The 26,847-nt window shown below is 44.6% G+C and carries 19 protein-coding genes; 3 read left to right on the top strand and 16 right to left on the bottom strand.

The window, feature by feature from the left end; all coding sequences use genetic code 11:
- Positions 1-93: 93 nt before the first annotated feature.
- A complete protein-coding gene (locus B4V02_RS00905) occupies positions 94-969 on the bottom strand; it encodes a DNA-binding protein (protein WP_094153432.1) in 876 nt (291 codons plus the stop codon).
- Between the two features lie 414 nt (positions 970-1,383).
- Between B4V02_RS00905 and hxlA the strand changes: the two genes are divergently transcribed.
- The 3 genes from hxlA to B4V02_RS25740 are packed head-to-tail and all read left to right on the top strand — an operon-like array spanning position 1,384 to position 2,763.
- Positions 1,384-2,019, top strand: a complete 636-nt coding sequence (gene hxlA / locus B4V02_RS00900) for a 3-hexulose-6-phosphate synthase (RefSeq protein WP_007432969.1) — start codon at positions 1,384-1,386, stop codon at positions 2,017-2,019.
- A gap of 5 nt (positions 2,020-2,024) precedes the next feature.
- Positions 2,025-2,582 carry a 6-phospho-3-hexuloisomerase gene (gene hxlB / locus B4V02_RS00895; protein ID WP_094153431.1) on the top strand — a complete coding sequence of 186 codons (558 nt, stop codon included), beginning with the start codon at positions 2,025-2,027 and terminating at the stop codon, positions 2,580-2,582.
- Between the two features lie 40 nt (positions 2,583-2,622).
- Positions 2,623-2,763: a hypothetical protein gene (locus tag B4V02_RS25740; protein WP_157739690.1), complete on the top strand. Its 141-nt coding sequence runs from the start codon at positions 2,623-2,625 to the stop codon at positions 2,761-2,763.
- Between the two features lie 24 nt (positions 2,764-2,787).
- Here B4V02_RS25740 and B4V02_RS00890 read toward each other — a convergent pair whose 3' ends face one another.
- The 15 genes from B4V02_RS00890 to B4V02_RS00815 form a co-directional block, all read right to left on the bottom strand.
- The gene (locus B4V02_RS00890; RefSeq protein WP_094153430.1) at positions 2,788-4,935 is read right to left on the bottom strand and encodes an endo-1,4-beta-xylanase; all 2,148 of its coding nucleotides are present in this window, start codon (positions 4,933-4,935) and stop codon (positions 2,788-2,790) included.
- Between the two features lie 62 nt (positions 4,936-4,997).
- The gene (locus tag B4V02_RS00885; protein WP_094153429.1) at positions 4,998-5,921 is read right to left on the bottom strand and encodes a carbohydrate ABC transporter permease; all 924 of its coding nucleotides are present in this window, start codon (positions 5,919-5,921) and stop codon (positions 4,998-5,000) included.
- Positions 5,922-6,550: 629 nt separating this feature from the next.
- Positions 6,551-7,525 (bottom strand): ABC transporter permease, encoded by a 975-nt coding sequence (locus tag B4V02_RS00880; protein WP_007432973.1) that lies wholly within the window; start codon positions 7,523-7,525, stop codon positions 6,551-6,553.
- A gap of 14 nt (positions 7,526-7,539) precedes the next feature.
- Complete coding sequence (locus B4V02_RS00875) at positions 7,540-9,207, bottom strand: ABC transporter substrate-binding protein (protein ID WP_094156917.1); 1,668 nt, start codon at positions 9,205-9,207, stop codon at positions 7,540-7,542.
- 543 nt (positions 9,208-9,750) lie between these two features.
- Positions 9,751-10,218, bottom strand: a complete 468-nt coding sequence (locus tag B4V02_RS27155) for a transposase (RefSeq protein WP_425270780.1) — start codon at positions 10,216-10,218, stop codon at positions 9,751-9,753.
- Positions 10,219-10,709: 491 nt separating this feature from the next.
- Positions 10,710-11,105, bottom strand: coding sequence for a DUF5071 domain-containing protein (locus tag B4V02_RS00860; protein WP_094153428.1), 396 nt, complete (start codon positions 11,103-11,105; stop codon positions 10,710-10,712).
- Positions 11,106-11,123: 18 nt separating this feature from the next.
- On the bottom strand, positions 11,124-11,546 hold the full coding sequence (locus tag B4V02_RS26250; RefSeq protein ID WP_208618699.1) for a hypothetical protein: 423 nt from the start codon (positions 11,544-11,546) through the stop codon (positions 11,124-11,126).
- Positions 11,547-11,582: 36 nt separating this feature from the next.
- Positions 11,583-12,245, bottom strand: coding sequence for a hypothetical protein (locus tag B4V02_RS00850; protein ID WP_094153427.1), 663 nt, complete (start codon positions 12,243-12,245; stop codon positions 11,583-11,585).
- A 14-nt stretch (positions 12,246-12,259) separates the two neighbouring features.
- Positions 12,260-13,747, bottom strand: a complete 1,488-nt coding sequence (locus B4V02_RS00845; RefSeq protein ID WP_341865688.1) for a polymorphic toxin-type HINT domain-containing protein — start codon at positions 13,745-13,747, stop codon at positions 12,260-12,262.
- Between the two features lie 403 nt (positions 13,748-14,150).
- A complete protein-coding gene (locus B4V02_RS00840; RefSeq protein ID WP_094153426.1) occupies positions 14,151-14,531 on the bottom strand; it encodes an Imm8 family immunity protein in 381 nt (126 codons plus the stop codon).
- A 650-nt stretch (positions 14,532-15,181) separates the two neighbouring features.
- On the bottom strand, positions 15,182-15,508 hold the full coding sequence (locus B4V02_RS00835; protein WP_157739689.1) for a hypothetical protein: 327 nt from the start codon (positions 15,506-15,508) through the stop codon (positions 15,182-15,184).
- A gap of 13 nt (positions 15,509-15,521) precedes the next feature.
- Complete coding sequence (locus B4V02_RS00830; protein ID WP_244188426.1) at positions 15,522-20,900, bottom strand: polymorphic toxin-type HINT domain-containing protein; 5,379 nt, start codon at positions 20,898-20,900, stop codon at positions 15,522-15,524.
- 69 nt (positions 20,901-20,969) lie between these two features.
- Complete coding sequence (locus B4V02_RS00825) at positions 20,970-24,212, bottom strand: hypothetical protein (RefSeq protein ID WP_094153424.1); 3,243 nt, start codon at positions 24,210-24,212, stop codon at positions 20,970-20,972.
- A gap of 805 nt (positions 24,213-25,017) precedes the next feature.
- On the bottom strand, positions 25,018-25,191 hold the full coding sequence (locus B4V02_RS00820) for an aspartyl-phosphate phosphatase Spo0E family protein (RefSeq protein WP_094153423.1): 174 nt from the start codon (positions 25,189-25,191) through the stop codon (positions 25,018-25,020).
- Positions 25,192-25,410: 219 nt separating this feature from the next.
- Complete coding sequence (locus tag B4V02_RS00815; RefSeq protein ID WP_094153422.1) at positions 25,411-26,796, bottom strand: helix-turn-helix transcriptional regulator; 1,386 nt, start codon at positions 26,794-26,796, stop codon at positions 25,411-25,413.
- Positions 26,797-26,847 lie beyond the last annotated feature (51 nt).

Below are 26,847 nucleotides of genomic sequence, written 5' to 3'. Positions count from 1 at the left end.
CTCAAAGCTCAACTACGATGAGAAAAGACACCATGATTTGAAGGATGCAGAGGGTTTAATCCTCCTGCTGCATCTGCTACCGGAAGAGTAATACTAAGAAACGCCAAGACCATAGTTACCGAGATTAATGCCTTTTTCATTATGAATCCCCCTTAATAAAATGGTTTGATATTGCTCTTGCTGTGACGGTGTTGCCAAATCTCGATAAGCCTCAAACAGAGTAACCAGCGTCCTGAAATCAGCATCTGCTTCCACACTAACTGAAAATTGCAGGGAGACAAGGACATAGTTCAAAGCAACGGCGTACTGCTGCTTTTTGAAATAATAAATAGCTAACTGGTTGACCAGCTTTATATAATATACGCGGTTCCCTCTATCTTCATAACTTTCAAATATCTCGATATCGTCAGCAAAATCGTTCAGCAGGTCGTCTATATCCCAATTATTCAAATTAGCCGCTTCGGCAATACCAATCAGTCCTGGAAGTATTTCCTCGTCATTATTGTGAAGAAATTGAACATATTCAGGCACAAGCTCCCTTTTGCCCGAAAGTAATTCAATGGTATATAAATTGGCTTTGGCGAGAAATCGGAATCTCTCCACTTCTTCTTGACCGCTCTGATCCAGCCCCATAAACCAACCCATTTCGCCATACTTCATAATATAATCTCTGGCTTCCTGATACTTGCCCTTATTTTGATAATAAATAGATTTAGCCAGATAGCTGTAAGCATAATAAAACACCAGCGGGTGTTTGGTGTCCAGTGTCTCGTATATGCCGTCCGCAGCGTTTCTCAGTTGGGCATGATACAGGCTTGCTGCCAACGTATGCATATAGTCTGCAACCTTGTTCGCTTCATCCCAATCATTATGCGTGTAGCTGAGTCTAAACAACTCACAAGCTTTATCGAGTTCGTGGCTGTCCGACAACAAATAAATGGCCTCCCTTTGGTTCAGGACCTCTTCCACTAAAACCCGCCTCCCTACTTGAAAATTACGGTTTCTCCTAGCCTATCACTATTCTTCAGGGGCACCTATGCTGCTAATTTCTATATTTTTGCATACCAGTATATTACAAATATAGTCAAAAACTTACTCGAAGTCAATTCAATAATAGGAAAATTATTTTTTTTGCAACCTGACAATGCTGTGTACGGTTAAACAGGCTGCGAATAGTTGGTTCCCACAGGCCCCTCCTCACAGGTGGTTTTAGAAAGCTACAGTATCGTCCGGGTAACTACGTTACGAATTAGTGCGTACTTTTCAAGCGGATATCGTGGCCTTACAATCAGACCTGTGCATGGAATCCAGAATAAGCAGCACTCAACAAAGCATGTACCCGTTGATCAAATACAAATTTACCAAAGGAGTGAAGTTAATAACATGGAACTTCAACTGGCTTTAGACTTAGTAGATATCCCGCAAGGTATTGCATTGGTAAAGGAAGTAGAGTCATATATTGATATCGTCGAAATCGGTACGCCGATTGTCATCAATGAAGGACTTCATGCGGTAAAAGCAATGAAGGAAGCATTCCCGAATCTGAAAGTGCTTGCTGACCTCAAAGTGATGGATGCAGGCGGTTATGAAGTGCTAAAAGCATCCGAAGCTGGTGCAGATATCGTTACGATTCTGGCTGTAGCTGAAGATGCAACGATCAAAGGCGCCGTAGAAGAGGCTAAAAAACAGGGCGGCAAAAAAATCCTGGTGGACATGATCGGCGTTAAAAACCTGGAGCAACGCGCCAAAGAAATCGACGCACTCGGCGTAGACTATATCTGTGTGCATACGGGCTACGATCTGCAAGCGGAAGGAGAAAGTCCGTTTGAAGCACTGCAAACGGTCAAAAAAGTCGTAAAAAACTCCAAAACAGCCGTAGCTGGCGGCATTAAGCTGAGTACATTGGCTGAGGTAGTGAAAGCTCAACCGGATTTGGTTATTGTTGGCGGTGGAATCACTGGCGAGGATGACAAAAAAGCTGTAGCTTCCCAAATGCAGCAGCTCATCAAGCAAGGTTAATTCCAATGGAAACCTCTCAATATTTATCCCAGGTACTCAAGGAGCTGCAGCTGGTTCCACAACTGATCAGTGATGCGGAATCGGAACAGCTGATTCACTCCATCACCGCTGCGAACAAGGTGTTCGTCGCCGGGGCGGGCCGTTCAGGATTCATGATCCGTTCGCTGGCGATGCGGCTGATGCATATGGGAATTCAAGCATACGTGGTTGGGGAAACCGTAACGCCCGGCTTGGGTGAAGGTGATCTGCTGATTATAGGCTCAGGCTCAGGCGAAACCAAAAGCCTGACCTCCATGGCGGAAAAAGCGAAGAAGCTCGGGGCCTCCCTGGCGCTTCTAACCACTTCTCCAGAGTCCACCATTGGCAAGCTGGCTGACATTATCGTCAAGCTGCCCGGCGCCCCCAAGGACCCGGCCAACAAGGATTACCAGACGATTCAACCCATGGGCTCATTGTTCGAGCAAACCCTGCTGCTGTACGGTGACGCCTTGGTGCTCAAAACGATGAAGCTGCGCAAGCTGACCTCGGAATCAATGTTTGGCCAACACGCCAATTTGGAATAGAACGATTATCCCTGCAATATCTAGACAGGCTGTCTCGTACATGTCAAAACATGTGAAGGACAGCCTGCTTTTGTTCTCTATTTTTCCGCAATTACCCTTTTATCAAGCCTATACCTTCGTAGATTACATGCCAATTAATGCTCCGGTGAAACCGCCATTGCGTTCGGGCGAGACCGCATAGCTTTGCTCACCCGTTTTCACCCAGTTATTTGTTACTTCCCGCTGACAGCGCCGGAACCTTGGACGGATCAACCAGCGCCCAATAGGCATATTTGGCCTTTAACCGTTCGTCGAACAGCAGCGGCTTATCCAGCCGGGCAATCGGGAAATTACTAAGCCACGTATTTCCGTCATCCGTACCCCAAATGGTCACATTGCTGATATGCTCCTGCTGTCTGGAGAACATATCGAACAACTCCCGATAGCGGTGAGCCTGCCGGATCAGCATGGATTCAGGTATCGTTTCGTAGCGATCCGTATCATTGGAATAGAGGCCCATATCAAGCTCCGTGATCTGGTTGTCCAGGCCGAGCGAAGCAAACTTTTCGATGGATTGCTCAATCTGGCTAATAGAAGGGAACTCCAGGCGAATATGCGATTGGTGACCTACACCATCGATCGGTACTCCTTTAGCGAGCAAATCACGCACCAAATTGTACAGGAAATCCCGTTTTTTCGGTTCATCCGTGTTGTAATCGTTGATGAACAGCCGGGCATTAGGGCCTACTACTTCCCTCGTGACACGGAACGCTTTTTCAATATAATCCGTACCGGTAATCTGATACCACATGCTGCGGCGCATACCGCCCGGCTGGTCAGGATCAATGACTTCATTCACCACATCCCAGTCGGTGATATCATTTTTATAACGGGCTGCAACTGTACGAATATGCGTCTCCAGTCGATCCAGCAAAAGCTTTTTATTCTCGGGAGTCGGTGTCATCGGCTGTCCATTCTTATCCTTAAACATCCAGTCCCCGGTCTGGTTATGCCATACCAAAGTATGGAAGCGAATCGCCAGTCCGTGCTGTTTGGCAAATTGTACAATCTTGTCCGCCTCTTCCCAATGGAACTGTCCCTCGGACGGCTGCAAGGAGGCGGGCTTCATCTCATTTCCTGCCACGATGCTGTTAAAATGCTTTTGTACCAGCTCACCGTAAGCCCCTTCGGTCTGAAATGCCATAATCGCTGTACCAATGTTGAATTGCCCCTGATATATTCCATGCAAAGAGGGGATATCCTTCTCAATAGCCAGCGGAGGCACAAGAGACAGCTCAAAATCATCCATATAAAAGGAGGATGTTCCTGCTGCCGTTTCCAAATACATAGAAACTGCATCTGCATCATGCGCAAGCGTATACGTTCCCGACAAATGCGCCCATCCCCCTGTCGTGATCGCCGTATCGCCTATCACCGTTTCATACGCGCTTTTACCCTGATAATCGCGCTGCACGCTAAGTCTCACTTTGGCAGGCTGCTCGCCGGGCGCCAGCTTCACCCAGGCACTGACCGTATATTGGCTGCCCTTTTGCAGCTTGGCTGTCACATCCAGCTTAGGCCCGGCATATGCCTGTTGTCTGCCTGTAGTTAGCAGGCTGTACGAGCCGGTTCGCGCATCGGCATTCGAAGCCTGCACCTTCTCGGACCCTAAACGGGATACCCAGCCCTGAGTTGTACCCTCTTCAAAACCGGCGGATACGATACCATCGGTCGGTTCCGTTGGAGATGGAGTGACTGGCGTTTCCGACACCTGTCTGATTTCCACCTCATCCACATAATATGCCTGTGCAGGATTCGAGTTTTCGATATACAGCTTCAATGCATCCATATTCCCGGTAAACTTATATCTCCCTTGAAGTTTGACCCACGCTGTATCTGCTGTCTCCGTTTGTGCTACTGTCTTCCATTCTGTAGACCCGCCTGTCGACTGCTGCTCCACCGTCAGCTTAATCACGCTTGGAACCGCAGCTTTGCCATCCAGCTTCACATATCCACTGATTTCATATTCTACGTCCGGCTGCAAAAGCGGCTTCACATCCAGCTCCGCTCCGTTCCAGTTAGCCGTGCGGGAAGTTGTCTTGAGACTGTGCGTGCCGCCGTATGCAGCCTCCGAGACGGATGCAATTTGGGTATTACCCCCTCGCGGCTTCCAGCCCTCGCTGTTTCCTTGCTCAAATCCATATGTCCCGATCGTTTTATTCACACCCGCCGTCGCCAGCATGGTCTTCGAAACCAGCGGGGAATGTTCCACAGACGGAGCCGCCTTCACTACGGCCCCTCCACTCCATGCGACAGGCAGCAACAGTGCCCCAGACAGCATCACACAAAAAGTTGTATACCTATATGACCGCAAAGCAATTCCTCCAATACTCAATTTTTTTGAATTCGTTTTTGTACCAGTGAATTTCAGTTGCTTTATCCTTTGACCCCTCCCAGAGTCATTCCCTTTACAAAATATTTTTGTAAAAATGGGTAGACCAAAATAATAGGCACAGAAGCGACAATCGTCATCGTGGCCCGAATGGAAGTAGGAGTAACCGCCTTCGCCATATTTTCCGAGCCTGCGAACTGGCTGGCATAGTCCTGAGCGTTCACGGACGTATTGGAATTTTGTAGGATTTTCATCAGCTCATACTGGAGGGTGCTCCATTGCTCATACGACGAATTGTACAAAAACACATCGAACCAGGAATTCCATTGCGAGACCGCCGTGAACAGGGACACCGTCGCCAGTACCGGTACACAGAGCGGCAACACAATGCGCACAAAAGTGGCAAACTCCCCGGCCCCGTCAATACGCGCCGACTCCAAAATCCCTTCCGGCAATCCTTCAATAAAGGATCGAATCACAATGACGTTAAACACTCCGATCAGCCCAGGCACGATATACACCCAGAAGGTGCCAAGCATCCCCAGCTCCCGTACCAGCAGAAAGTTCGGAATCAACCCACCGTTAAAATACATGGTCAAAATAAAAGCAATCGAGACAAATTTGCGCAGCACATACTCCGGCCGGCTGATCGTATACGCTACCATCGCGCAGCAGAACACCGAGGTTACCGTGCCCGCAACCGTACGCAGTACAGAAATCAATGTAGCATGGAAAATCGTCGCTTCCTTAAACACAAATTCATAATTGCTCCACGTGAATTCACGCGGCCACAAATAAATGCCTCCCCGAATCGAATCATTTGCTTCATTAAGCGAAACCGCCAGGGTATTCAAAAACGGATACAGCGTTACCACCATCAGACACAACATAAACACCATATTGCACGCATCAAAAATCCGATCCGAGGGCGCCCGAAATCGCCCATGCAAGGCCTTCCCTTTGCCCATGACTTCCTCCCCTTTCTAAAAAATAGCCTGGCCATCCGGCTGGGCACCCTAATTCAATTCATTTTTTTGAAGCTGGTTGGTGTTGTTATTTGGGAACTGTTATTTGAGTGGTTATATTAGTGGCAATTGGAGTGGACTATTGTGAATTATTAGTGTTATTAGAAGTTGTACATTAGCTCGTTTATAAGATCTTGATAAGGTCCGCGAATCGGCCTGTTAAAAATCCCCCCTTTACCTGTAGTATGCAAGAGCAAGCACCTTCTGCTATCGCCACCATTAGCTCACCCCTAAAAGAACAAGCGATAACGAAGCTGAGCCAGCCATCATGACGCAGTTGCCCCAAGGAAGCGCGAGCCACGCGCCTTCCCTTAAGCCCTTCCCTGCCCCAACCCTCAGTTCTATAAAAAAGTGACTTTATGGCGGGTAGCAGCGGAGCGGGCAGAATTGTTCTGGAGAAGCGGTAGCGTTCGGCTAAAAGCTTTCCAGAGGAAAGCTCGCATCGTAAGCATAAGCTATCCCCGGATTCCAACCTCTAATGTTTTATGATAAAAAGGAATCCGGGGATAACAGCGATCGGAAGAACAATCTGCACGCGAAGCGACCTTCTCCCCCCCGTAACTCACTCTTTTCTAGAACAATCTCTCCTCCCCTAACCGCTTCGCAATATGATTGGCGCTAAACAGCAAAATAAAGCTGACTACTGTTTTAAACATCCCGGCAGCAATCGAAAGCGAGAAATTGCCCATCTGGATACCATATTTCAGCACGAAGATGTCCAGATTTTCCGAATAGTCGACGTTCATGCCGTTACCCAATAAATATTGCGGCTCAAAGCCGGATTCCAGCAGATTGCCGATGTTCATAATGAGCAGAATGATGAATACAGGCTTTAACCCCGGCAATGTCACATGCCAAATCCGCTGAAAACGCCCTGCTCCGTCGATCTCAGCCGCCTCATACTGCGAGGGATCAATCATCGTCATCGCGGCCAAATAAATAATGGTGTTCCAGCCGACATTTTTCCATACCTCCGATGCGCCGAGAATTCCCCAAAAATAGCTTCCCTCTCCCAGCCACAGGATAGGCTCCTTGATCAGTCCAAGCCACATCAGCACCTCATTGACAATGCCGCCGTCCGCCGACAGCGCTGTACTGATAATGCTGGCCGCCACCACCCACGAAATAAAGTGCGGCAAGTAGCTGATCGTCTGCACCACTCGCTTGAACACAATCTGACGAAGCTCATTCAGCAAAATCGCCAATGTTATAGCGGTAACGAAGCCCAGCACAAGGTTAATGAAGCTCATCGCCAGCGTATTGCGCATCACCCGCAAAAAATGTTCATCCTGAAACAGAAAACGGAAATGCTTCAACCCGACCCATTGCTGATCAATCAGCTTACGGGCAGGCTTAAAATCCTGAAAGGCAATCGTCCAGCCCCAGATGGGTAAATACTTGAAGATAAATAGCCAGATTAAAAAAGGAACGGACATCCATACCAGTGCCCGCTGCTGATTCAGTCTGTGCATAAATCCCCTAAAGCCGGTTAGCCGTGAGGATGGCAAAGGGTCCGGGGAGGTCGTGGCAACTGTCGTGCGGCCCATAGATGCTTCCTCCTTTACTTTTTATCGGCAATATCTACTTTTTTTGTAACCTCCTTCGTGATCAGTTCCTCATACGCCTTCACATCCAGCTTGTTGAATTCAGTAGTATATTCATTCCAAATCGCGTCAAACTGCCCCGGTGCGGACAACACCAAACGCGGGAAATATTTGCGCTGCAGGTCGCCCTTCTTTTGCTGGAAGAGCTGCGCAGGTGAGCCTTGAGCAATCGGGATGCTCCAGGCCGGATACCATGGGCGCTTGTCAGGTGCGGAAAACATTTGCGAAAAGGACTCTACACCATAGACTTTTAGCAGCTTTTGATCTCCTTCAGTGTAGGACATACGCGCAACCTCAGGCTGCCGGCCCGGACTGACCGAGTTGCCGTCAGGCAGGGAGGAGCCGTTGCCGTATCGCGGCCAATTATATTCAAAATATTTGAACCCGAAGGACTCGCGGAACGCATCCAGCGTTGTCTGCCTGATTTGCTCCTTCGTCCGGTACATGCGCCCTTTTTCATCTATATCATAGGTTTCGCCCTTAACTCCCCAGTGGGATAACACTTGATTTTCGTCTGTCAGCAGGTTGTCAAAAAACTTGATCATACGCACCGGGTCCTTGGCGCTGACCGTAATTCCAATGCCCCGGTTATTAATGAATGATGGAGGATCAAGGTACTGATCCTTAATGTTTTGATCGTATACAACGGGCAACCCTAAATACTCCAAATCATCATTCCCCGACTGCTTGGAGGCTTCCTGAAGATTATTCAACGCCTGCCCTACCTGCCAGCGGTAGTCAAAAAAGCCCAGCACCTTGCCCGAGGTCAGCTTCGCTAAGTATTGGTCGTAATTGTCCACAAAGGATGATTTATCAAACAGGCCCTCCGCATTGAGCTGATTTAGCGCCTTCAGATACCGTTTCGTGATTTCCTCATCCCCATAATCCGTGGCCTGATGCGATTTCATATCAATGATTGTGCCGCCATCGTTCGGATAACCTGCCAGGTGCATGGGTGCGTTCGTAAAAGCAAAGAACTTATCCTGCGTGGTTAGCGACAAGTACCCGGTCAAGCCTTCGTCTGCATGCTTTTTCGCGTAATTGCGAATCAGAGCCAAATACTCGTCGAACGTTTTGATTTTTGGGTACCCTGCTTCCTTCAACACCCTGCGCTGCACCCAAAAGGCTCCCTGCTCCACGTTAGGCGCAGGCAAATAATCGCCTATCACCGCGCTGAGCGGCAAAAAATAAATATTCCCGTCCTCCGCCTTCATCAGGTTGTAATACGGTCCATATACGCGCTTGATATTCGGTCCATATTTATCGATCAAATCATTCAGGGGAATAAAGGCCCCGGCATCCAGCAGCTTATCAATCGTGCCCTCAGGCACAATGGCGTCCGGGTAATCGTTACTGGCAATAAACGTACCGATCTTCGTGTTGGCATCCCCCACCAAATGCTCCAGCTTCCAGTTTACGCCCGTCTGATCCTCCAGAATTTTGCCGATCCGCGTCTCATTCGTATTGATGTCCTTGCCGGCGTTGGCATTAAAATACGTGAACGTGACCTTCTCCTTGCTATCTCCCGACGCAGCCTCCTTGCCTGCACTTCCCGAGCAGGCAGTGATCATAGATACCATCATGATGAATACCAGACCCAACATTCCGAATCTTTTGCTTGCCATGCCAGACAATCCCCTTTCGGCCTCTTTGTTGGTTAATTGTGGACACCAAATTGTAAGCACTTTCATTTTATAAAATGCCATGAATTTCGATCACCTGACAATCTAAAGGTTTTGCTTAGGAAACTAAAGGTGGATTATTTACGGAAACTAATGCTTGAACATCCAGAAGCCAAGCAGAGCGAACATGCCGAATGGCTTGGCGTGTTACAAAGCCGAATATCTCAGTTAGAAAAATTATTATAGGTTGGTTCTGTCCAGGTCTTACGACATGACCTTGAGAAACAAAACAAAGAAGCTCCCGACCTTCATCGGACTGAGAACTCCTTTGTTTTGTTCAGATATTATCTTGTGTCCAAAGACAGGGAACCGGCTAATGCACAAGGTATTAACGGAGAAGAGTGTCGTATCCCTTCTTAAATTAAAATCTCGCATCTGTAGAGGACTCACTCACCATCCCAAATTTAGTAAAATTCTCACGACCTTGTGCAAGTGTCATAAGGTTAGGTGAACTACAGTTCAGAGGATCTGTGTTACCATATCTTCCTAAAAGCAAACTGGGCAGATATCGTATTCACCCTTTGTTGGAAGTGTCTTAAATTCACAACATGGATAAGTATTAAGTACTTCCGGCAACCCCTCAACCCCATGATTCGAATTCAGGATGTCAGAAATTCGTTTCGATAAAAGCTCGTTTTTGACTCGGTTTCCCTGCCGTTGATTACGGTCTTTGCCCCTGCCGCCACTACTCATTTGGCTTGGCGTAAGACCTGCATACTTGGCTAGCTTGTCAGCACTGGTAAATCGGCTAATGTCTCCGATTTCAGCCACGATAGCCGAAGCGGTTACGTTATCAATACCCGTAAAGGTGTTCAGCTTGAAGTCTAGCTTCTGCATGATGTCTCGGATGTGATTCTCCACATCGCTCATTTCACGATGAACGTCACGGATTTGATTCACATGGCTTCGGACAAGGAAATCCCGATGCTCCTGACCGTTCCGCTTCGTGTTCACGTCTGCTTGAACACCTTCAAGGATGAGGGCTGCTTTCTTGGTTGAACATACGTTATCGCTGTTCTTTCGAAGGAACTGCGTTCGGTACGGTCTCTTTGACCGTCTCCGGGCCACCCCAAATGTCGTAGGTGTAACTGTTCAGTTCCTTACCTGCACTATCACTCAAGCCTACCACATCACCGTGGCCATTTAGTTCGTAATTTTGAAACTACCCACTTTCCTTGTCCCACAGTTGGCCGGACGTCATATACAAATGCCTATTCACTTCGCTGGTATCAAGCAAACCGTTCGGTACATAAGCTGCGTCCCGAATCCGGGGAAATCGTAGCACCAAACTTCCTGCACAACTTGCTCTATAGAATGTTTGTCTCGACAACTCCATTCTAACTGAGGGCTTTGAATACGGCTCTCCCTTCATTTTCTGGAAGCCCTTTTTACACAATTATATGGTCTCAACTAAGCATGATCCTCAAGGTTAGCAGAATAATTTCTTAACCATTATTTAAACTCTCTAAAATCTCCCCAGCAATCCGATCTACCTCTTCCATTTTATCATCCAAACTGGGATGCATACTAAGTTCTTCTAGCTCTAATGCTATCTCTCCAATTACATTATTAGGAAGATATCTGCAAAAATCTTCGAGTATAAAGTACTTCCAATTACTATCATCAGATTTTAATATTTTTTTCAAGTCTGGAACTAAATCCATGTCAAACTGAAATAAAATATTTCTAATTTCCGATGAAATTGGCCAATTACTATCTTTTAACCAAGTAAAAAGTTCAGCTATTATGGGTCTAATTTGTTCTTTTTCTAAACGTTTCAACTGATTTATATTATTAAAATCAGATTTGTGCCTAGGAATAAAGTCTTGCGATCTCACCATATAACCCCTCTCAAATAATCAGTATTTTATTGATATACTTTTTAATATCTCAGTTAAATAATAAGGCGACTCGTTAGCTTTTTCTCTAGAAGCTATCCACATTTTATGCTCGTAAGGATCAATGGCACTAACCGAAACATGCCCCGTAGCGGGGTTATCTATTACTGCTTTGAGTACACCAGTTGCATTGACTGCTTCTACAGTAGTAAGAGTGCCTTTATCCCCCACCACTTTTAGAAAATAAGAAAGTCCAGATGTATCCACAGTTCTTGGCGTCAGATTTACATTCGTACCACTCCCACTTCTATAAATTGTTCTAGGTTTAAGAGTAGTATTTGTATCTACTTTTGTTTTACTAGCCTCTATTCCAATTGCTGCACTAATTCCTATAGCCTGAATTAGAGAACATTCAGCACTGGGTAGGTGAAAAGAAAAGACCAAGCAAGAATTATCTTGACTTGGTCTTCCAATTGAATCTTATAGTAACTGAGCAATCGAATGATAAGTGCCTTCCGTTATAAATATTCCAGTGATTCGTTCGTTAATAAATCTCGTCACGTCAAGTGCATCATAGTTTTTGTCTATTTCATCTTCCTTATAGACTAACTTGACATTTGCTAGCCCCTGTTCAACTAATTGCTTACCTATTTTAGTTTTTCCTTGTTGTAAATAGTGTTGCCCCAAATCAACAAAGTTTTTTACATGATGATTGCATATGCTAATAGATTCATTTAAGAGTTCAATAAACCTTTTTGAGTCAATAGACTTATAATGCCATGCAAGTAAATATAAGATAATCGCATTCGTTGAACTATCAGATTTCTTTTTTAATTCCAATAGGTTTCCTAATTGGTTTTCACTCATACCTCCTAGAAACCACTCAGAGAAAAATGATAACAAAATTGTGAATATGGGATTATCATGATGATTACTAAGTGCTAATTCCAATAATAATACTGCTCGTGCATAGTCCCCTAATGGAGTCAATGTTTCAAGTATAACCACCCTCGCCCAAGCATCAATATCTTCAGGCGTTTTCTTAAGATAATCCAAAAGTAACTCTTCAGCTTTTTCAAGTGTAAACTCGTTGGGTGATTTAACTAATTGCATAACAGTACCTTGAAGGGTCAAATCATTCATTTTATCACCCTTTTCTAATTAATAAGGTTGCCGATTACCCGTGTAGCTTTTCCCATAAATGCGTCAACATTAATTATTGTGCCATTCGCATCCGCATAAAATCTTATTGTTACATCGTAACCATTAATGTTTGAATACATTTGATTCGAACCCTGTTGGATTTTCTTAGGGTTAACAGAGCCAATTTTACCGGTCACACTATTAAAGATAGATTCTCTTTCCTTCCCTAATTTCATGATTCCACCCTTAATATGATCCAGAGAGAACATATGATCTTCATAACGCTTATATAAATTAGTTTTGAAGTTAATATTTGTAAAACATGGCCCAGTATTATGCACCCAAATCTCAAGGTCACTAACGAAATAGTTATGGAACTCATCAACAGTCATGTTGTAAACCGTGATGTGCTTGTGTTCCACTTTAATACTGTCTACCTTAAGTGTATTCCCGTCACTCTGAACAAGCAAGTCACCAATTTTAAGGTCTTTGACAAACGTCCATCCCTTGCCTTTCACATAGAAAGGATGATTGAAGGTCGATTCAATGACTTGGTTACCCACTTTAATTTGGTAAATTTCATCCGTCTCGTGATTAAACGTAGCCGTGACCTCTTTATAAGCTACCTCACCCGTTGCCTCATCTTTGGAAAGAACCCATTCCCCAACCTCAATGTCCTCAATCGGTTTCTCTCCTTCATCTGTTTGAACCTTAGTGCCTGCTGTAAAACAATTACATTTACTTATAATATCTTTTGCTGTTTTGCCCGTACTAGCACTTTTACCTTTAGTTATTTTTGCTATTGCAGGTCCTTCTACAAGGGAACCACTTACAAAACTTGCACACTGTACATCATAGTAGCAACCCATAACTGCATCAGATATACCTGATTTATCCCATTTAACACGAGCCGCGCCTTTAGGATACCATGTACCTTGTTTCACTCCGGCAGCGTAAATAGACCGACCAAAATTAATGGAAATGGAATCTGGAATATAGTCTGCATTTTTACCTGAGCCACTGCAATATCCAGGGTGAGAATAATATTTCCCCCTAACCGTTGCTGTGCACCAATTCCCGGTTGGATCACTGTTTGTCAATGGATTGTTATGCACATACGTATATCCATTCAAACTCAGCGGACTCGTAATCTCGCCCTGATACGTATCCTCGCCCATAAAACGGGCTGTGCCCGGATCATACCAGCGAGCACGCAAATACTGAAGCCCGGTTGTGTCGTCCCAATACTCACCAGCATAGCGCAACACGTTCGGTACGGTCTCTTTCACCGTCTCCGGGCCACCCCAGATGTCGTAGGTGTAACTATTCAGTTCCTTGCCCGAACTATCACTCAGGCCTACCACATCACCGTGACCGTTGAGCTGATAATATTGCAACTGCCCGCTAGCCCTGTCTTGTCTGGCCCACAATTGACCGGACAAGTCATACACATAGGCGTACATAATCTTCGCTGTTCCGCCTACGACCTCAGCTTCAGCCATCAGCTTCGCTTCTTCGTCGTAGTAGTACCGGGTTGTTTTACCGCCCTCTGTACGCTCGTACAGCAGCCCGTCTCCGTTATAGTAGACTCACTATGCCCAAGTTACATGCAATCGTTTCTTGGGAGGGGAACGCTTCATCGTTCTCACCTAGATGACAGGATATTAAGCAATACACCTCGTTCATTCACGCTCAGCCCGTAGCATTCTCGTATCATATGCGGATTGGGTATAATATTAGAAATATTAGAGTTTTCCATGTGCTTACACTTAAAATGGGGAAATCGTTATCGTGGGAACGACCATTAGTCTAATTGTAAGAACTGATTCAGTCCATTCGGCACTGGGTTGCGGTGGATATAAAAAAGGCCTTGAAGGAGTTTAATTCCTCAAGGTCTCTCTGATATCAGTTTTCCTTGTTCAACCTTGCCATCGCTTCATCAAGTGTCTCGTATTGAATGTTATCGTATTCCCATTTTAAATGTCTGTTAATAGCCTTTGCCACGTCATCCCAAGTGCGGCGGATACAATCTTCCAAAATTTTATTGATTTCCTTTTCCACTAGTGACAAATCAAATTCATTGACTATAAATGTCGCCCTCCCATCTAAAAACTTGTCTTCTTCTAAAACGGCAAGTAGTCTTGTTGGTGTCATTATTCGAAAGTGGAAATAGTCCACACCTTCACTATTTTCTTCTCCAATATAAGCTGTTGCACCTATAACAAAATCATTCGACGTGTCTGGGTTTCCTATACAGTCGATACTTTTAAGTACAGGTCTTATCATACGAATTCCTCCTTTTTTTATTTGACAACAATGTGATAGTTACTGACAGCATTTCCATTTTTCCAAATTTCTAAATTTAGTTCATATTGATTGTTACCTTGTTTATAGCCATATCTGGCGACATATTTCCCATCTTCACTGATATATCGTGTATATCCAAATTTATCAGTAACCTTAGAATAGTTTTTGCCCACATATTGGCTGATAGTCTCAAATGCTTTACTTTGTGTAATATAAGTATCCGTTAACTTCAGTTGCGGACAATATCAAATTAATTGATATAACCGCCCCTACTCTTCATGGTGGTTGTATCTATCTTAAAAGATGCGATTCATTACCTTCTCAGCCTCTCTATCGGGACGAGGCATTCTACAGTTACGAATATTTTCAAAAAACTGCGAGAAAGCGAAGATAACAAAAAACAGGTCAATTATGGTGGTATCTGACCATAATCGACTCGTTAGTTGTAACGCTAATGTGTTATTTGGGTGATAAAATTTAAACATTTCTGTGCGTACAGGCATGCTAGAGGAATATCATACGGGGGTGATGAGGGTTAAGTTCTTTCGGGACGTGCCGCCCGGTTCATTCGGCACTAGGTAGGGTAAAAAAAGACCTTAAAGGAAATTTCCCTTAAGGTCAAGTGAATATTAATCAAATTCTTCTTCCGATATCTTTTTACTCCACTTACCAATCCAGTCCTTTTCCTTTTTTAACCATTCCTTTGCATTTCCAATACTTTTTTCTGAGCTAAAAACTGCCGCATTTTTAACTTCTCCATCATCATCAGTTAAAATCAATGATGTTCTGGCTGTACCAAATCCAAAATGTGGGCAGATTTTTTTTTCTGCTTCATCATAACTAAGACAATGCACCCCAATATCTCCTGGAGTATACTTACAACAATGTGGTTTCAAAGACTTGTCAGTACTTTCGAATAAACAATACCCTTCAACAACTACATGCTTCCAACCCATGCAATCAACACCCTTATTTTAACTTATTGTAAGTGTGTGGAATTATTCCAGTCCACGTCATAACGTTATTTTTCAGTTCCCCTATTGCTCTATATTGGTCATTAATTCTTACAGAATATTTATTATCAAATCCCTTTAATTTTTCAAAGTTTAATCCTGGAAGGTCAGGATTTTCCTTAAATAATTTAAATTTCTCGCCAGCCTGCTTTTGTATCTCCTTCGAGAGTTTATCATATGATTTCCAGAATCCTTTTGTTGTTTTATTTTCAAAACCACATTTATTATGCGTCCAAATTCCAAGATTCGAGACAAAATACGTATGGAAGTCCTTTACTTTAAAGTTGTAGACAGTCCTGTGTTCCTTCTTAACCTCAATCTTTTGAATGGCTAATTCTTTACTATCGGAGGTTGTCAGAACATCACCCACCACAAGATTCTGTGCTTCCATCCAACCTTTGCCGATAATCCAAAACGGATGTTCGTCAGTAGTTGTTATGACTTCACCACCAACAGTAATATTATACGTTTCCTCAACGTCACGTTGGAAGAGCCATTCAACTTCCTTGTATCCCATCTCGCCCGTTTCATCGTCTTTGGCCAGGACTTTGTCACCAACCTCGATTTCCTCTATAGGCTTCTCCCCTTCGTCTGTTTGAACCTTCGTACTTGCTGTAAAGCAATTACATTTACTAATAATATCTTTTACTGTTTTGCCCGTACTGGCACTTTTACCTTTAGTTATTTTTGCTATTGCAGGTCCTTCTACAAGGGAACCACTTACAAAACTTGCACACTGTACATCATAGTAGCAACCCATAACTGCATCAGATATACCTGATTTATCCCATTTAACACGAGCCGCGCCTTTAGGATACCATGTACCTTGTTTCACTCCGGCAGCGTAAATAGACCGACCAAAATTAATGGAAATGGAATCTGGAATATAGTCTGCATTTTTACCTGAGCCACTGCAATATCCAGGGTGAGAATAATATTTCCCCCTAACCGTTGCTGTGCACCAATTCCCGGTTGGATCACTGTTTGTCAATGGATTGTTATGCACATACGTATATCCATTCAAACTCTGCGGCTCGTTTATCTCCCCCTGATACGTATCCTCGCCCATAAAACGGGCTGTGCCCGGATCGTACCAGCGAGCCCGCAAGTACTGGAGCCCGGTCGTGTCGTCCCAATACTCGCCAGCATAGCGCAGCACGTTCGGTACGGTCTCTTTCACCGTCTCCGGGCCACCCCAAATGTCGTAGGTGTAACTGTTCAGCTGCTTGCCTGTACTATCACTCAAGCCTACCACATCACCGTGGCCATTGAGCTGATAATATTGCAACTGCCCGCTTGCCTTATCTTGTCTGGCCCACAGTTGACCGGACAAGTCATACACGTAAGCGTACATAATCTTCGCTGTTCCGCCTACGACCTCAGCTTCTGCAATCAGCTTCGCTTCTTCGTCGTAGTAATACCGGGTTGTTTTGCCGCCCTCTGTACGCTCGTACAGCAGCCCGTCTCCGTTATAACTGTATTTGACCTCTGTGCCTTCACCGCTCACATTGGTTAGACGACTGACGGAATCATAGCCATAACTAGCGCTTTCCATACCGAACACTTTGCCGCTACCTTCGGCGCTTCGGTTTCCATTCGGATCGTAGCCGTAGGTCTTGTTCTTCTCACCTGCGGCTTCGCTGGCAATTCGGTTTGACGGGTCATATCCAAATTGGTCCGTTGTTCCGTTTTGGGTACGTCCGATGATGTTTTTATTCCCATCGCGATCATACCCAAATTGGTGTAATGCCGTACCACCTTGTTCCACCGTAACACCGGACAAGTCCAGTCCATTGTAGCTATAGCGAGTACTCAGCCCTCTGCTTGAAGCCTGACCTTTCAGCAGCCCGTTCGGAGCATAATCAAACGTCATGCTATCCAGTGAACCGCCCGAAGCAGCACTGGCTCCTGCCAGACTCTGTACGTTTGCTGTACTGGCTCCACTGCTAATGTCCATTTGAGTAACTCGGCCCAAGCTGTCCAGTTTGGACTGGACATGCATAGACGTCCCGGAAGCATCTGTCAGCACATAGCCTGTACGAGACTGCTTGTTATATTCATAGCTGATTTGGGTGCCGTCCGGGTACTTCAGCCCGGTCAACGATCCATCTGCTGGATCGTAGGCATAGGAGGTCGTTCCCTGCCCATCTGTCATGCTTTTTCTTCGTCCTGCATTGTCGTAGGTGTAATTGGTTTTAAAATCTGGTCCCGCTGCTTCGGTAACCAACCCGTCTGCATTATATTGAAAGGTGATCGCTTGCAATTTTCCTGTCAGCATACGGGTGATGTTTCCATCTGTATCGTAAATATTTAGCGTGGTTCCCCCACTTGCTTTTTCAAGTAACGTACGTCTGCCCAGCTCGTCATAGGAATACACATTCTTTTGCCCATCAGGATACTGAACGGTCTTCAAATTTCCGGCCAGATCATACATATAGCTGACCTGCTGTCCGGATGGATCTGTAACCGAGGTCATTTGTCCCAGAGCATCGTAATCATAGAGCATACGTTGGCCGTTACCGTCCGTCCGGCTGATGACCATGCCCGCATCGTTGTAAGCTAACGACTCCAGCGGCTGAAATGATCCATTTTTAGCTTCTTGTGTGGAAATCCCACGACCTAAAGCATCCGATACCTCACGTACACGGTAGCCAGAGGCATCCGTCTGAGTAACGGTACGATCCACTGCATTATACGCCACGGTATCTGTTGTTCCATCCGCATAGGTCGTCTTTACAGATCGTCCAAAAGCATCGTAGGCGTAGCGAGTGGTTGCTTGTTCGGCATCCGTGCTTTCTACCATATCTCCATTATCATCATACCCATACCCGTAGATTGCATCATCCACCTGCTCCAGAAGCATCTGTCCGAATGGATTATACAGTCTTTCCACGCTTACGCCATCGGGTCCGGTGACCGTAATATCGTTCGTATCATCCTTATATTCCACAACCGTCTGAGTCCCATCTGGATAAGTAACCTTCGTTACACGTCCCGATGCGTCGTACACATAGGACTTTGTTTTACGCTTGGCATCTGTTTGGGACTTGATTTCGCCGGTCGGATAGTAATCATACGTATACTCGACACCTTTGGGAAGCAACTGCCTTGTCGGGAGCTGTGAACCATAGGGGGATTTATAATCAATAGAAACATCCGTATAGTTTCTGTTATCGATGAGAACTTTCCTGCCGCTCACGTTCCCTTTTGCATTGTAAAAAGTATAGCTGTGCGATAAAAGCTTGCCTTGATCTGTTCCTTCATAGTTTTTTAACTCATACAATGTGCCCTCTGTTTTATAGGTTCTTACCGTCGTCAAGCTTTTTTCTTCACTTATTTTGGTAACCGTCTGAACGGGCTGCACCCAGAAAAAAGGCTCATTAGAGACTCTATACGTATGAACGGTCTCTGCTCCCGTACTTTGGGACATTTTCAAAGGAAGACCATATTCATTGTAGTCATAGGAGGTCGTTACAGGTTCTGATGAAGAACCGCTCTCCGTATAAGTCTCCCGCATCTGCACGGGCAAGTTCCAGCCCATAGCATCATTATACGTGTAGTCTATATGATAGCCGGTAGAATCACCCTCTTGATCATAGCGGTTTAGAACAAGCTTGTCGGGTGCGTTATCTCCTCTAAAGACTTTACCGAAATGGAAGGTTTCCGTTGTACGTGTTCCAGTAGCAACCACCGTCCATTCAGCATTTTTGCCATAGCTGGCTAGATCTTCTCCCGAGTAGGTGAAATCCATTTTATTTAAAGAACGATTGCCTGCGGTTGTACTGTACATATCTGCGCGTGAAACCACTTTAAACACGCCTTGTGTACCGTATACACCTATTTGCTTGTTATACGCTTCGTAACGAATGTCTGTGATGGATGAAGCAGGTCGTACAATTCGTGTAAGCAACGCTGTTGTATTTTGCTGTAAGGCTCCGGCTTTTCCTTCACCATCTGCGACCAAATTAAACGGAGCATCCATGAATGTATACGCATAGCTTGTGCTTCGTGACAGGGAATCCAGCACTTCTGACAGCACCTTGCTGCTTCCCTCGCCACTTTGACGATAGGTGTACTGATGGTCCGTGCCCTGTTCTTTGACAGCAAGCTGTCCGGCATTGTAAGTGAAGTCAAGCTCTCTACCATCATTATTTCGAATCGAACGAATGCGTTTTATACCATCTGAACTTGTATAATCAAATTCCACCCGATTCTTATACGCATCCTGGATTAAAATCAAATAACCGTCCTGATCCAGATAATAATCGTTTCCATTCAGCACTGCTATTTTGTATTTACTGCTTACTCCCTGCACGCTTGCGCTTTGATCTGAATTGATCTTCAGATCTTTGTATGCATATCCTTCAAGCTGCAAATCATTTTTCATTTCATAGGAGCCTGTTCCTGGCATATACAAATACCGTTTCCCGTCCTGTTTCTGCATATGGGGAAGATCCCATTTCCAGCCTCGTCCCAGACCAGAAGCTGCTTCCTCCTCGCGGATGGCACTTGTATTTGTATACACTCCATCGTTTTGCTGCACGCCAATCTGGTTATTTGCCAATGAACTGTTATACACACGAGTCAGTGCAAAGGGTAATGAACCCGGCAGCACCAAGTCCGTATTTTGAACGACAAGCTGTCCAGAAGCGGTGGACACACTGTTGTCACCGTAATCCAGCCCATAACGCGAAGTATCATCACTTAGCCTGCTTTGTGCAAGCGCCGTCTGATCCAAAGGAGCGTACACTGCCAATGTAGCAGACATCTGTAACAAACTTTGTTTGAGTAAATCCTGCCCGATCAGACCGTTTTCTCTTGGAATCGGTGTATACACAGAATCACTTACATTGGGGACCGACGGTACATCCACCTCAGTCGTGCTCGGCTTCGTCGATTCCCCCTCATTCTCAGCTTTCGGCTGCTGTTGAACCGTTTCTTCATCCTGAACGGCCTGAGCGAGCTTTTCACCTACCTTTAGGTCAGCCGACTCATCGGACGGTTCCGTCTTCGCTTTTGCGCTTAATTCAAGTCCATTTGGCTGCACCCACAAGCTCGGACTTTGTTCAGGTAGCGAATTTTCCCCGCCATCCTTTTGCCATGCTTTATAAATATCATATAAGGTATAGCCCTTGGATAACTGTGCATTGACCCAAGTCTGATCCTTGCCCGTTTGCTGCGCAAGCCACGCTCTGGTAATAATCTGCGGCGCGGAGGATGAAGAAGACTGAGAAGCTGTCTCCGTTCCCTTCCCCTCTGCCCCATATGCCCATGTGCTCCATGGACCCAGCAACATCAGTACACATAATAGACTACAAATATAACGTTTAAACACTCGCTCACCCCTATTTAATAATCACCTGAATCTAGCTATCTGTTTTGCTGTCGAAGGATAGGTTTCCTTTTATTCTGTAAATGGAAATACCTTTTTCAGTCGCAGACTGACGTTTCCGTTTAAATCATAATGCAGTTCGATTTGATCTCCGGTGGAAAAAATAACTTTATTCAGTCGGTTTCCTTTTCCGTATTCATATAAAGTATCCTTACCAAGCGCCATATGTGCTGCCTTAATTACGGTTTGTAATGCGCCACTATTGGTTTCTGTCAGCTTCACATAAACGGTTTGGCCTGCCTTCATCTCATACTCTAAGACCGTGTAATTCCAACCATATATTTGTGCTTGCTCTGTTGAAGAAACAAGTTGATTACTAAAATCAGGGTCCGTATACAAGGTTACAATCGGCTGCTGCGCAGCATAGTTGGATTTTTCCCACACCGCAAAACGGTAAATTCCGTCTTCTTTGGGCGTAAACCGATATTTCCCTTGCTGACCTACCGTAAAGTCAGCTTCCTTTTCTATAAGTTCAATTAGCTCGTCAAGCTTGCTGTCATCGTTATTTTTCATAGCAAATACACGATAAGGCGCGCCAAAGGTAACAACAGGCGTAGCTGATGCTACGGCAAGACGAATACTTGCTTTACCTGGCACTTGCTGTAGATTATCTATCGCCTCTTTATGTTCACGAATCACTTTTCCAGCCTGATCCGCAACGGTATACTGATACGTTCCACCAGCCGTCTTTGCATTCGTCAAGACAGGGGCCTCCTGACTTCCGCGATTGATCCATGTTCCCTGCTTACCGCCAGATAATGTTGTTTTTAATAATGCTGGTTCTGTGCCTGGCTCCGCTTTAATCTCATTGCTGTAATGAACGGTCACGGCTTGTGGCGAAGTGACAGTTATAATGAGTGTCTTCCCGGCTCCAAGCGAAATTTCAGGTAAAGAAGCCCCCATACCTGCTCCGTCTACCTTGGAATTCACACCGCTGTCTGTTCCATATACAACATAGTCATAGACCCGGCTTTCATGTGCAGCATCTGTTGTCAATGAGGAAGCCTGTGCACCAGTATTATGGAATACATAGCTTTCTCCCTGCTTGATGGTAACCTGACTGTCTGTTGGTGCCTGGGCATCCTCAACATCGAATATCCCTAAGACAGCTCCATAGGTCACTGGCATATCTGAGACTGTTGTGACAACGGCATACCCTCCTGCTTGTACTAACGGCAATTGAGTCGTATCACTTGCCTGACTGTACACCGTCCCATCTGACCGATAATTCATATAATTCCATTTCATCCCGCTAACCGAAATCACATCCAAAGCCTTATCCATTGTGCTTACATTTATGAATTTCCGGGTTTCTCCGCGTTTCAACGTAATTCGGTGGAAGGCAGCTTGTGCGTTGAGCATAGCCTCTATCTTACTGCTGTACCTAAAAGTGATTGACCGATCGGATACATTGGTGACAATCGCTTCACCACCCGCGACAATCTCCGGATCTACCGTATTGTTGAAATGATCTGATGTAAGCAAACGAAGTCCTCGATAGCTGGCAGAATCAAAGTGTGCATTACCACTGCTTTTGTCACGCCGCAATGTGTTCGATTGGCTATCATGATTCCAGAAAATATATGAATCTCCCGGCTCCAAAGTCGTTTGCTGAAGTGGGTCACCATCATCTCCTTGAGCACGGAAGCTCCGATATATACCACCAAAAGTGATCGGCGTATCACTTGTTACCGTAAGAAGAGCTTTCTTTCCAGCACCAACCTGAGGGGCTGTACTTGTATCGCTGCGCCTGGATTGCTCTGTACCATCCGCTTTATACAGGACCACATCAAATTTGCCATTAACGGTTCTGGCGGTGCTGTGCAGATTCCTTAAACGATCGCTAATATTCGTATAAGCATAACTTTCACCCTTCGACAGTGTTACGCGTAAAAATGCAGGTTCACTGCTCGGTTCCCAGGAAAAATCGTCCGTATAGTCGAAGATAATGGGACTCGGGCCAATCACAGTCACAATGGCATATCCCGAAGCCGGGATCAAAGGGCCTGCTTGACTGTTAAAACCGTAAGCATATACCGTTCCATCCGGCTTATAGATAACATAATCGAACAAATTCCCAGCCTTTCTGGAGTTATTGTAGATCGGATTCAGCAGCGTGCCGTTATTATGGAAAATGTAGCTCTTGCCTGCCTCAAACTCGACGCGGCTGATCGCATCCCCGCCCACAGGACGGGCAATGAAGTTACGATAAGGAGCGCCGTATGTAACCGGATTGGCAGTGACCTGAGTAATTACCGCGTATCTGTCCACACCAATCTGCGGCTTCGACGAGGTGCCACTACCGCGTGAAGACTCTGTTCCGTTTGCCAGATACACAACGTAATCAAGCTTATCCTTGGAAGTACCATCACTTTCCACCGTGTCCAATCGGGTTCCCACATTGATAAACTGGTAGCTTTCTCCTTGATTTAAGGTAACCCGTGCATAAGCCGGCTCGCCGGTGTTTTCTATACTGTATTTGCCATACGGAAATCCGAAGGTCACAGCGTTTGTAGTGGAACCTGTAATAATCAGTTCCTCACCATCCCCCAAAGTAGGGTGAGCAATACTGCTAAGACCGGATACAACCAAACCTCCATCTTCCTTATATTTTGCATAGTCAAAACGACGTTTGTCCGCGGTCGAAGCATTATGCAAAATGGAACGGCTGTCCACCCCCTCATTTACAATGCGATAACTCTCGTCCTTAAAGACAGTAACGCGCTCCAAAGCCGGATTTTCGGAGGTGCTGTAGTTAAATTGAGGCTTAACCGACACGACCAGGGGCCCTGCACCAGTAGCAGTTATAAAAGAAGAACCGCCTCCCGGAACCACAGTTGAAGTGGAAGTATGATCCAGATAGGCTACATTTATAGATCCATCTGCTTTATAAGTGACCAGGTCATAAGAAATGTCATTTTTTGTTGATGCATTACTGGTTATTGATCTGCCAGCAGTATCTATATTCTCAAATTCATAGGTCTCTCCGGGATTAATGACGAGCGTCGTGTTACTCACCACCGCCAAGCTCGTCATCAGTGCGTTATAAACGCTGTTTGTTGCAGAAGTCGGCAGGTTAAAAGGAATCTTCTCTTCAGAAAGTCCCATTTTCTCCTGTACCATATCCGCTTGCCCATGTTGTATACCGTCCCTTGCATCCTGTCCCTCTGCTCCTGCTACAACAGGCAGACACAGCAAGGTGTTCATCGCTAAAATTGCCGTCAGAAACCATACCATTACCTTTTTACAAAGCATCTAACTGTTAACCCTCCTCGTATAATCATTTTAGAAGCTCATCTTAAGCCAATTTCCAGTTGATCCGGACAGCTAGAATTGCATGTTCCGTTTCTTTGTCATGCGCTCTTTGACCATTTCATAGCCTACTGGTGTAGAAGTATTCATAGAATCAGTTACATCTGAATCCGCAAAGATCGCACTTGGTATGGCAACTGCCCCCACCAAACTAATAGATCCCATAGGTTGTACATTTTATACAAAAGAAGCAACGATATTACAGCTAATGTTTCTTCATGTTATTCCTCCTATCTAATAAAAATAGACTTACATGAGGATTTCGCAAAAATCCAATAAGCGACTTTCAATGAACAATATATAGATCGAAATGATCTAGTTCGTCTATATATTGCACTTTAGAGCGACTGGAATCGAATTATGCAAAATCCTGACATATCAATTTTTACATGAAATCCCCAAAAAGTTGTATACATATTTAGGCAAGTATGTGAGTGGATTTGAATATTTTCACCTGCGCGCACTACAGCGTTATCGTAACGGGTGTATGTTTCGCATACTCCTCCCGGGCGAAACGCTGATTGGTGCCCTACTTTTTCAGCCACCCAGCACCGCGAGCAACTTTGTGGTAAAGCGTGATGGTACCGGCTTTTTGAATAGAATAGATTTAGTAAATACACATTATTTACAATATTTAACTTGGTAAAATGTATATACATATCACCTAAGGCATTTTATAGCATAATTATGATCGTTATATGGAAAGAGTAGTAGTTTTGCATAAAAAGGATTGGGGGGCTGCCTGAACCTAGTGATGTAACTTCTTAGTTTGGTACATACGATTGTACTGATTAATGAGTTCGTCCAAAATCATAGATTGCTCAAGTACACATGCATGTCCGAGGCCATATTCTTCATAAAGATCATGCAATCGTTGTCTGGCACTTTCCATCTGTTTAGTTAAGGATTCATCTATGCTCATATCTCATTACCCCCCTATTTATTTTCATTTTAGGGGTAAATGAACAATTACATTATGGACGTTTTTTAGCCAAAAGAGTTAAACAAAAAGACCAGCCGAAGTGGCTGGCCCATGCTAATAATTTGATAATGACTAAAATGTCCCAACGCGTTCTTGAACTCGAATTGTGCTTGAGCTTGGAGTTTCGTTAGGACTGGTAGTGCAAATACTAGTAAAAAGCTAATCGCTACAAATAGAAAAGCCGTCTTTTCGATCATTTCTTTCCCACATGTTGTACCGAGCTAGTATTCCAGGTTCAGCATATGCTTTGAAACGCTCAAACAAACCAACACAATTAGCAATAAGAAGTGCATGTTTAAGAGTAATGGCTTGTTCAAAAGCATCTATTAAACATTTGAAACCATATGAATATCTGCCTCTATTCAGGTTGTACTTAGCTAACTTATACCAGAATCGTACATTTTCTTCGAGTATAACTTGCTGCTCTGTTAATGTATTTGTGTGCTCTGAATCTCGATAAGCTGCAATTTGGGGTTCAAAACGCTGAAGAATATGATCAATGTCGATGTCGTACCGATTAGCTACTTCTACGACGTTTAAAAGTTCAGCAAAAATATGTTTTTCGCCTAATATATGCTCAACGTAATCTGATAGAACACTAATATCTCCAGACATAAGCCTGTTTACGTAAGTATTAATTTTGGACCATTGCTGAAATTGACCTAGCCAATGGAGTGTATCTGAATCAGTTTCCTTAACCCAGCTTAGATCAGTATAGCCACGTATATGCTCGAAAGCCTGTTCATGATCTCCATTTGCATCACAAGCATGTGCACACATCAGTTCAGCGTAGGCTATGTATACAAAAAGAGGCCCGCTAAGTTTCTTTTCCAGTTTTATTTTTCGCTTGGAATTATGAACCAAATCGTACTGGATTTGTCCTAATTTATACATTTGACATGAAAATTTATAGACCTTATCCCACATACTTAATGATCTATACAAGTTGGCCAAGTCTTTCAAGGCATCCAGTTGGTCAATTTCATCTAAACGATCAACAAAAGGTTCAAACCTGACAGCCGTTTGGAGATTGTGAGCCTGATCTTTTCCGATCCGGAGGCTGAACAGACGATACTGGCATACAGCAAGTCGTTCTGAATGCTGCTTTCTTTCACTCTCAGCCACGCTTTCATAAAGGTAAGCCGCCGCGTCCGGGTATCCTTTGGGGAACAAGTCCTCAGCCATTTCAAAAAGTAAAGGGATGTAGACAGAAGTATCTAACAACAGACTCACAACCCGCTTGATGCAATCCAATCGACCAAGCTCCACACAACGATATAAAAAAGGGCTTATTTTCCGCCAATTCAGAGGTGATTCCATAATGCACTCTTCAATATAACATTCATAAAAATGGTCTGGTGTTAATCCCATCCCGGCAGTAATGCGATCCAACTGGTTAACAGATATAGAACGATTGCCTGATACGATGCCGCTAACTGTACCTACATTCAAATCAATGATGTGACCAAACTCGGTTAGAGTTATGCGATTCTGTTTTAGGTATTTTCCAATTTCGGTGCTAATCATAGGTGTGATTTCTTCCATGAGTAAAACCACCCTTCACGTAAAATTGTGCAAACTTAATCCAAAATAATA

The sequence above is a fragment of the Paenibacillus kribbensis genome (assembly GCF_002240415.1).
GTDB classification, from domain to species: Bacteria; Bacillota; Bacilli; order Paenibacillales; family Paenibacillaceae; genus Paenibacillus; species Paenibacillus kribbensis.
Note: the sequence above shows the minus strand (reverse complement) of the source record. Positions and strands in the feature narration are given on the sequence as shown.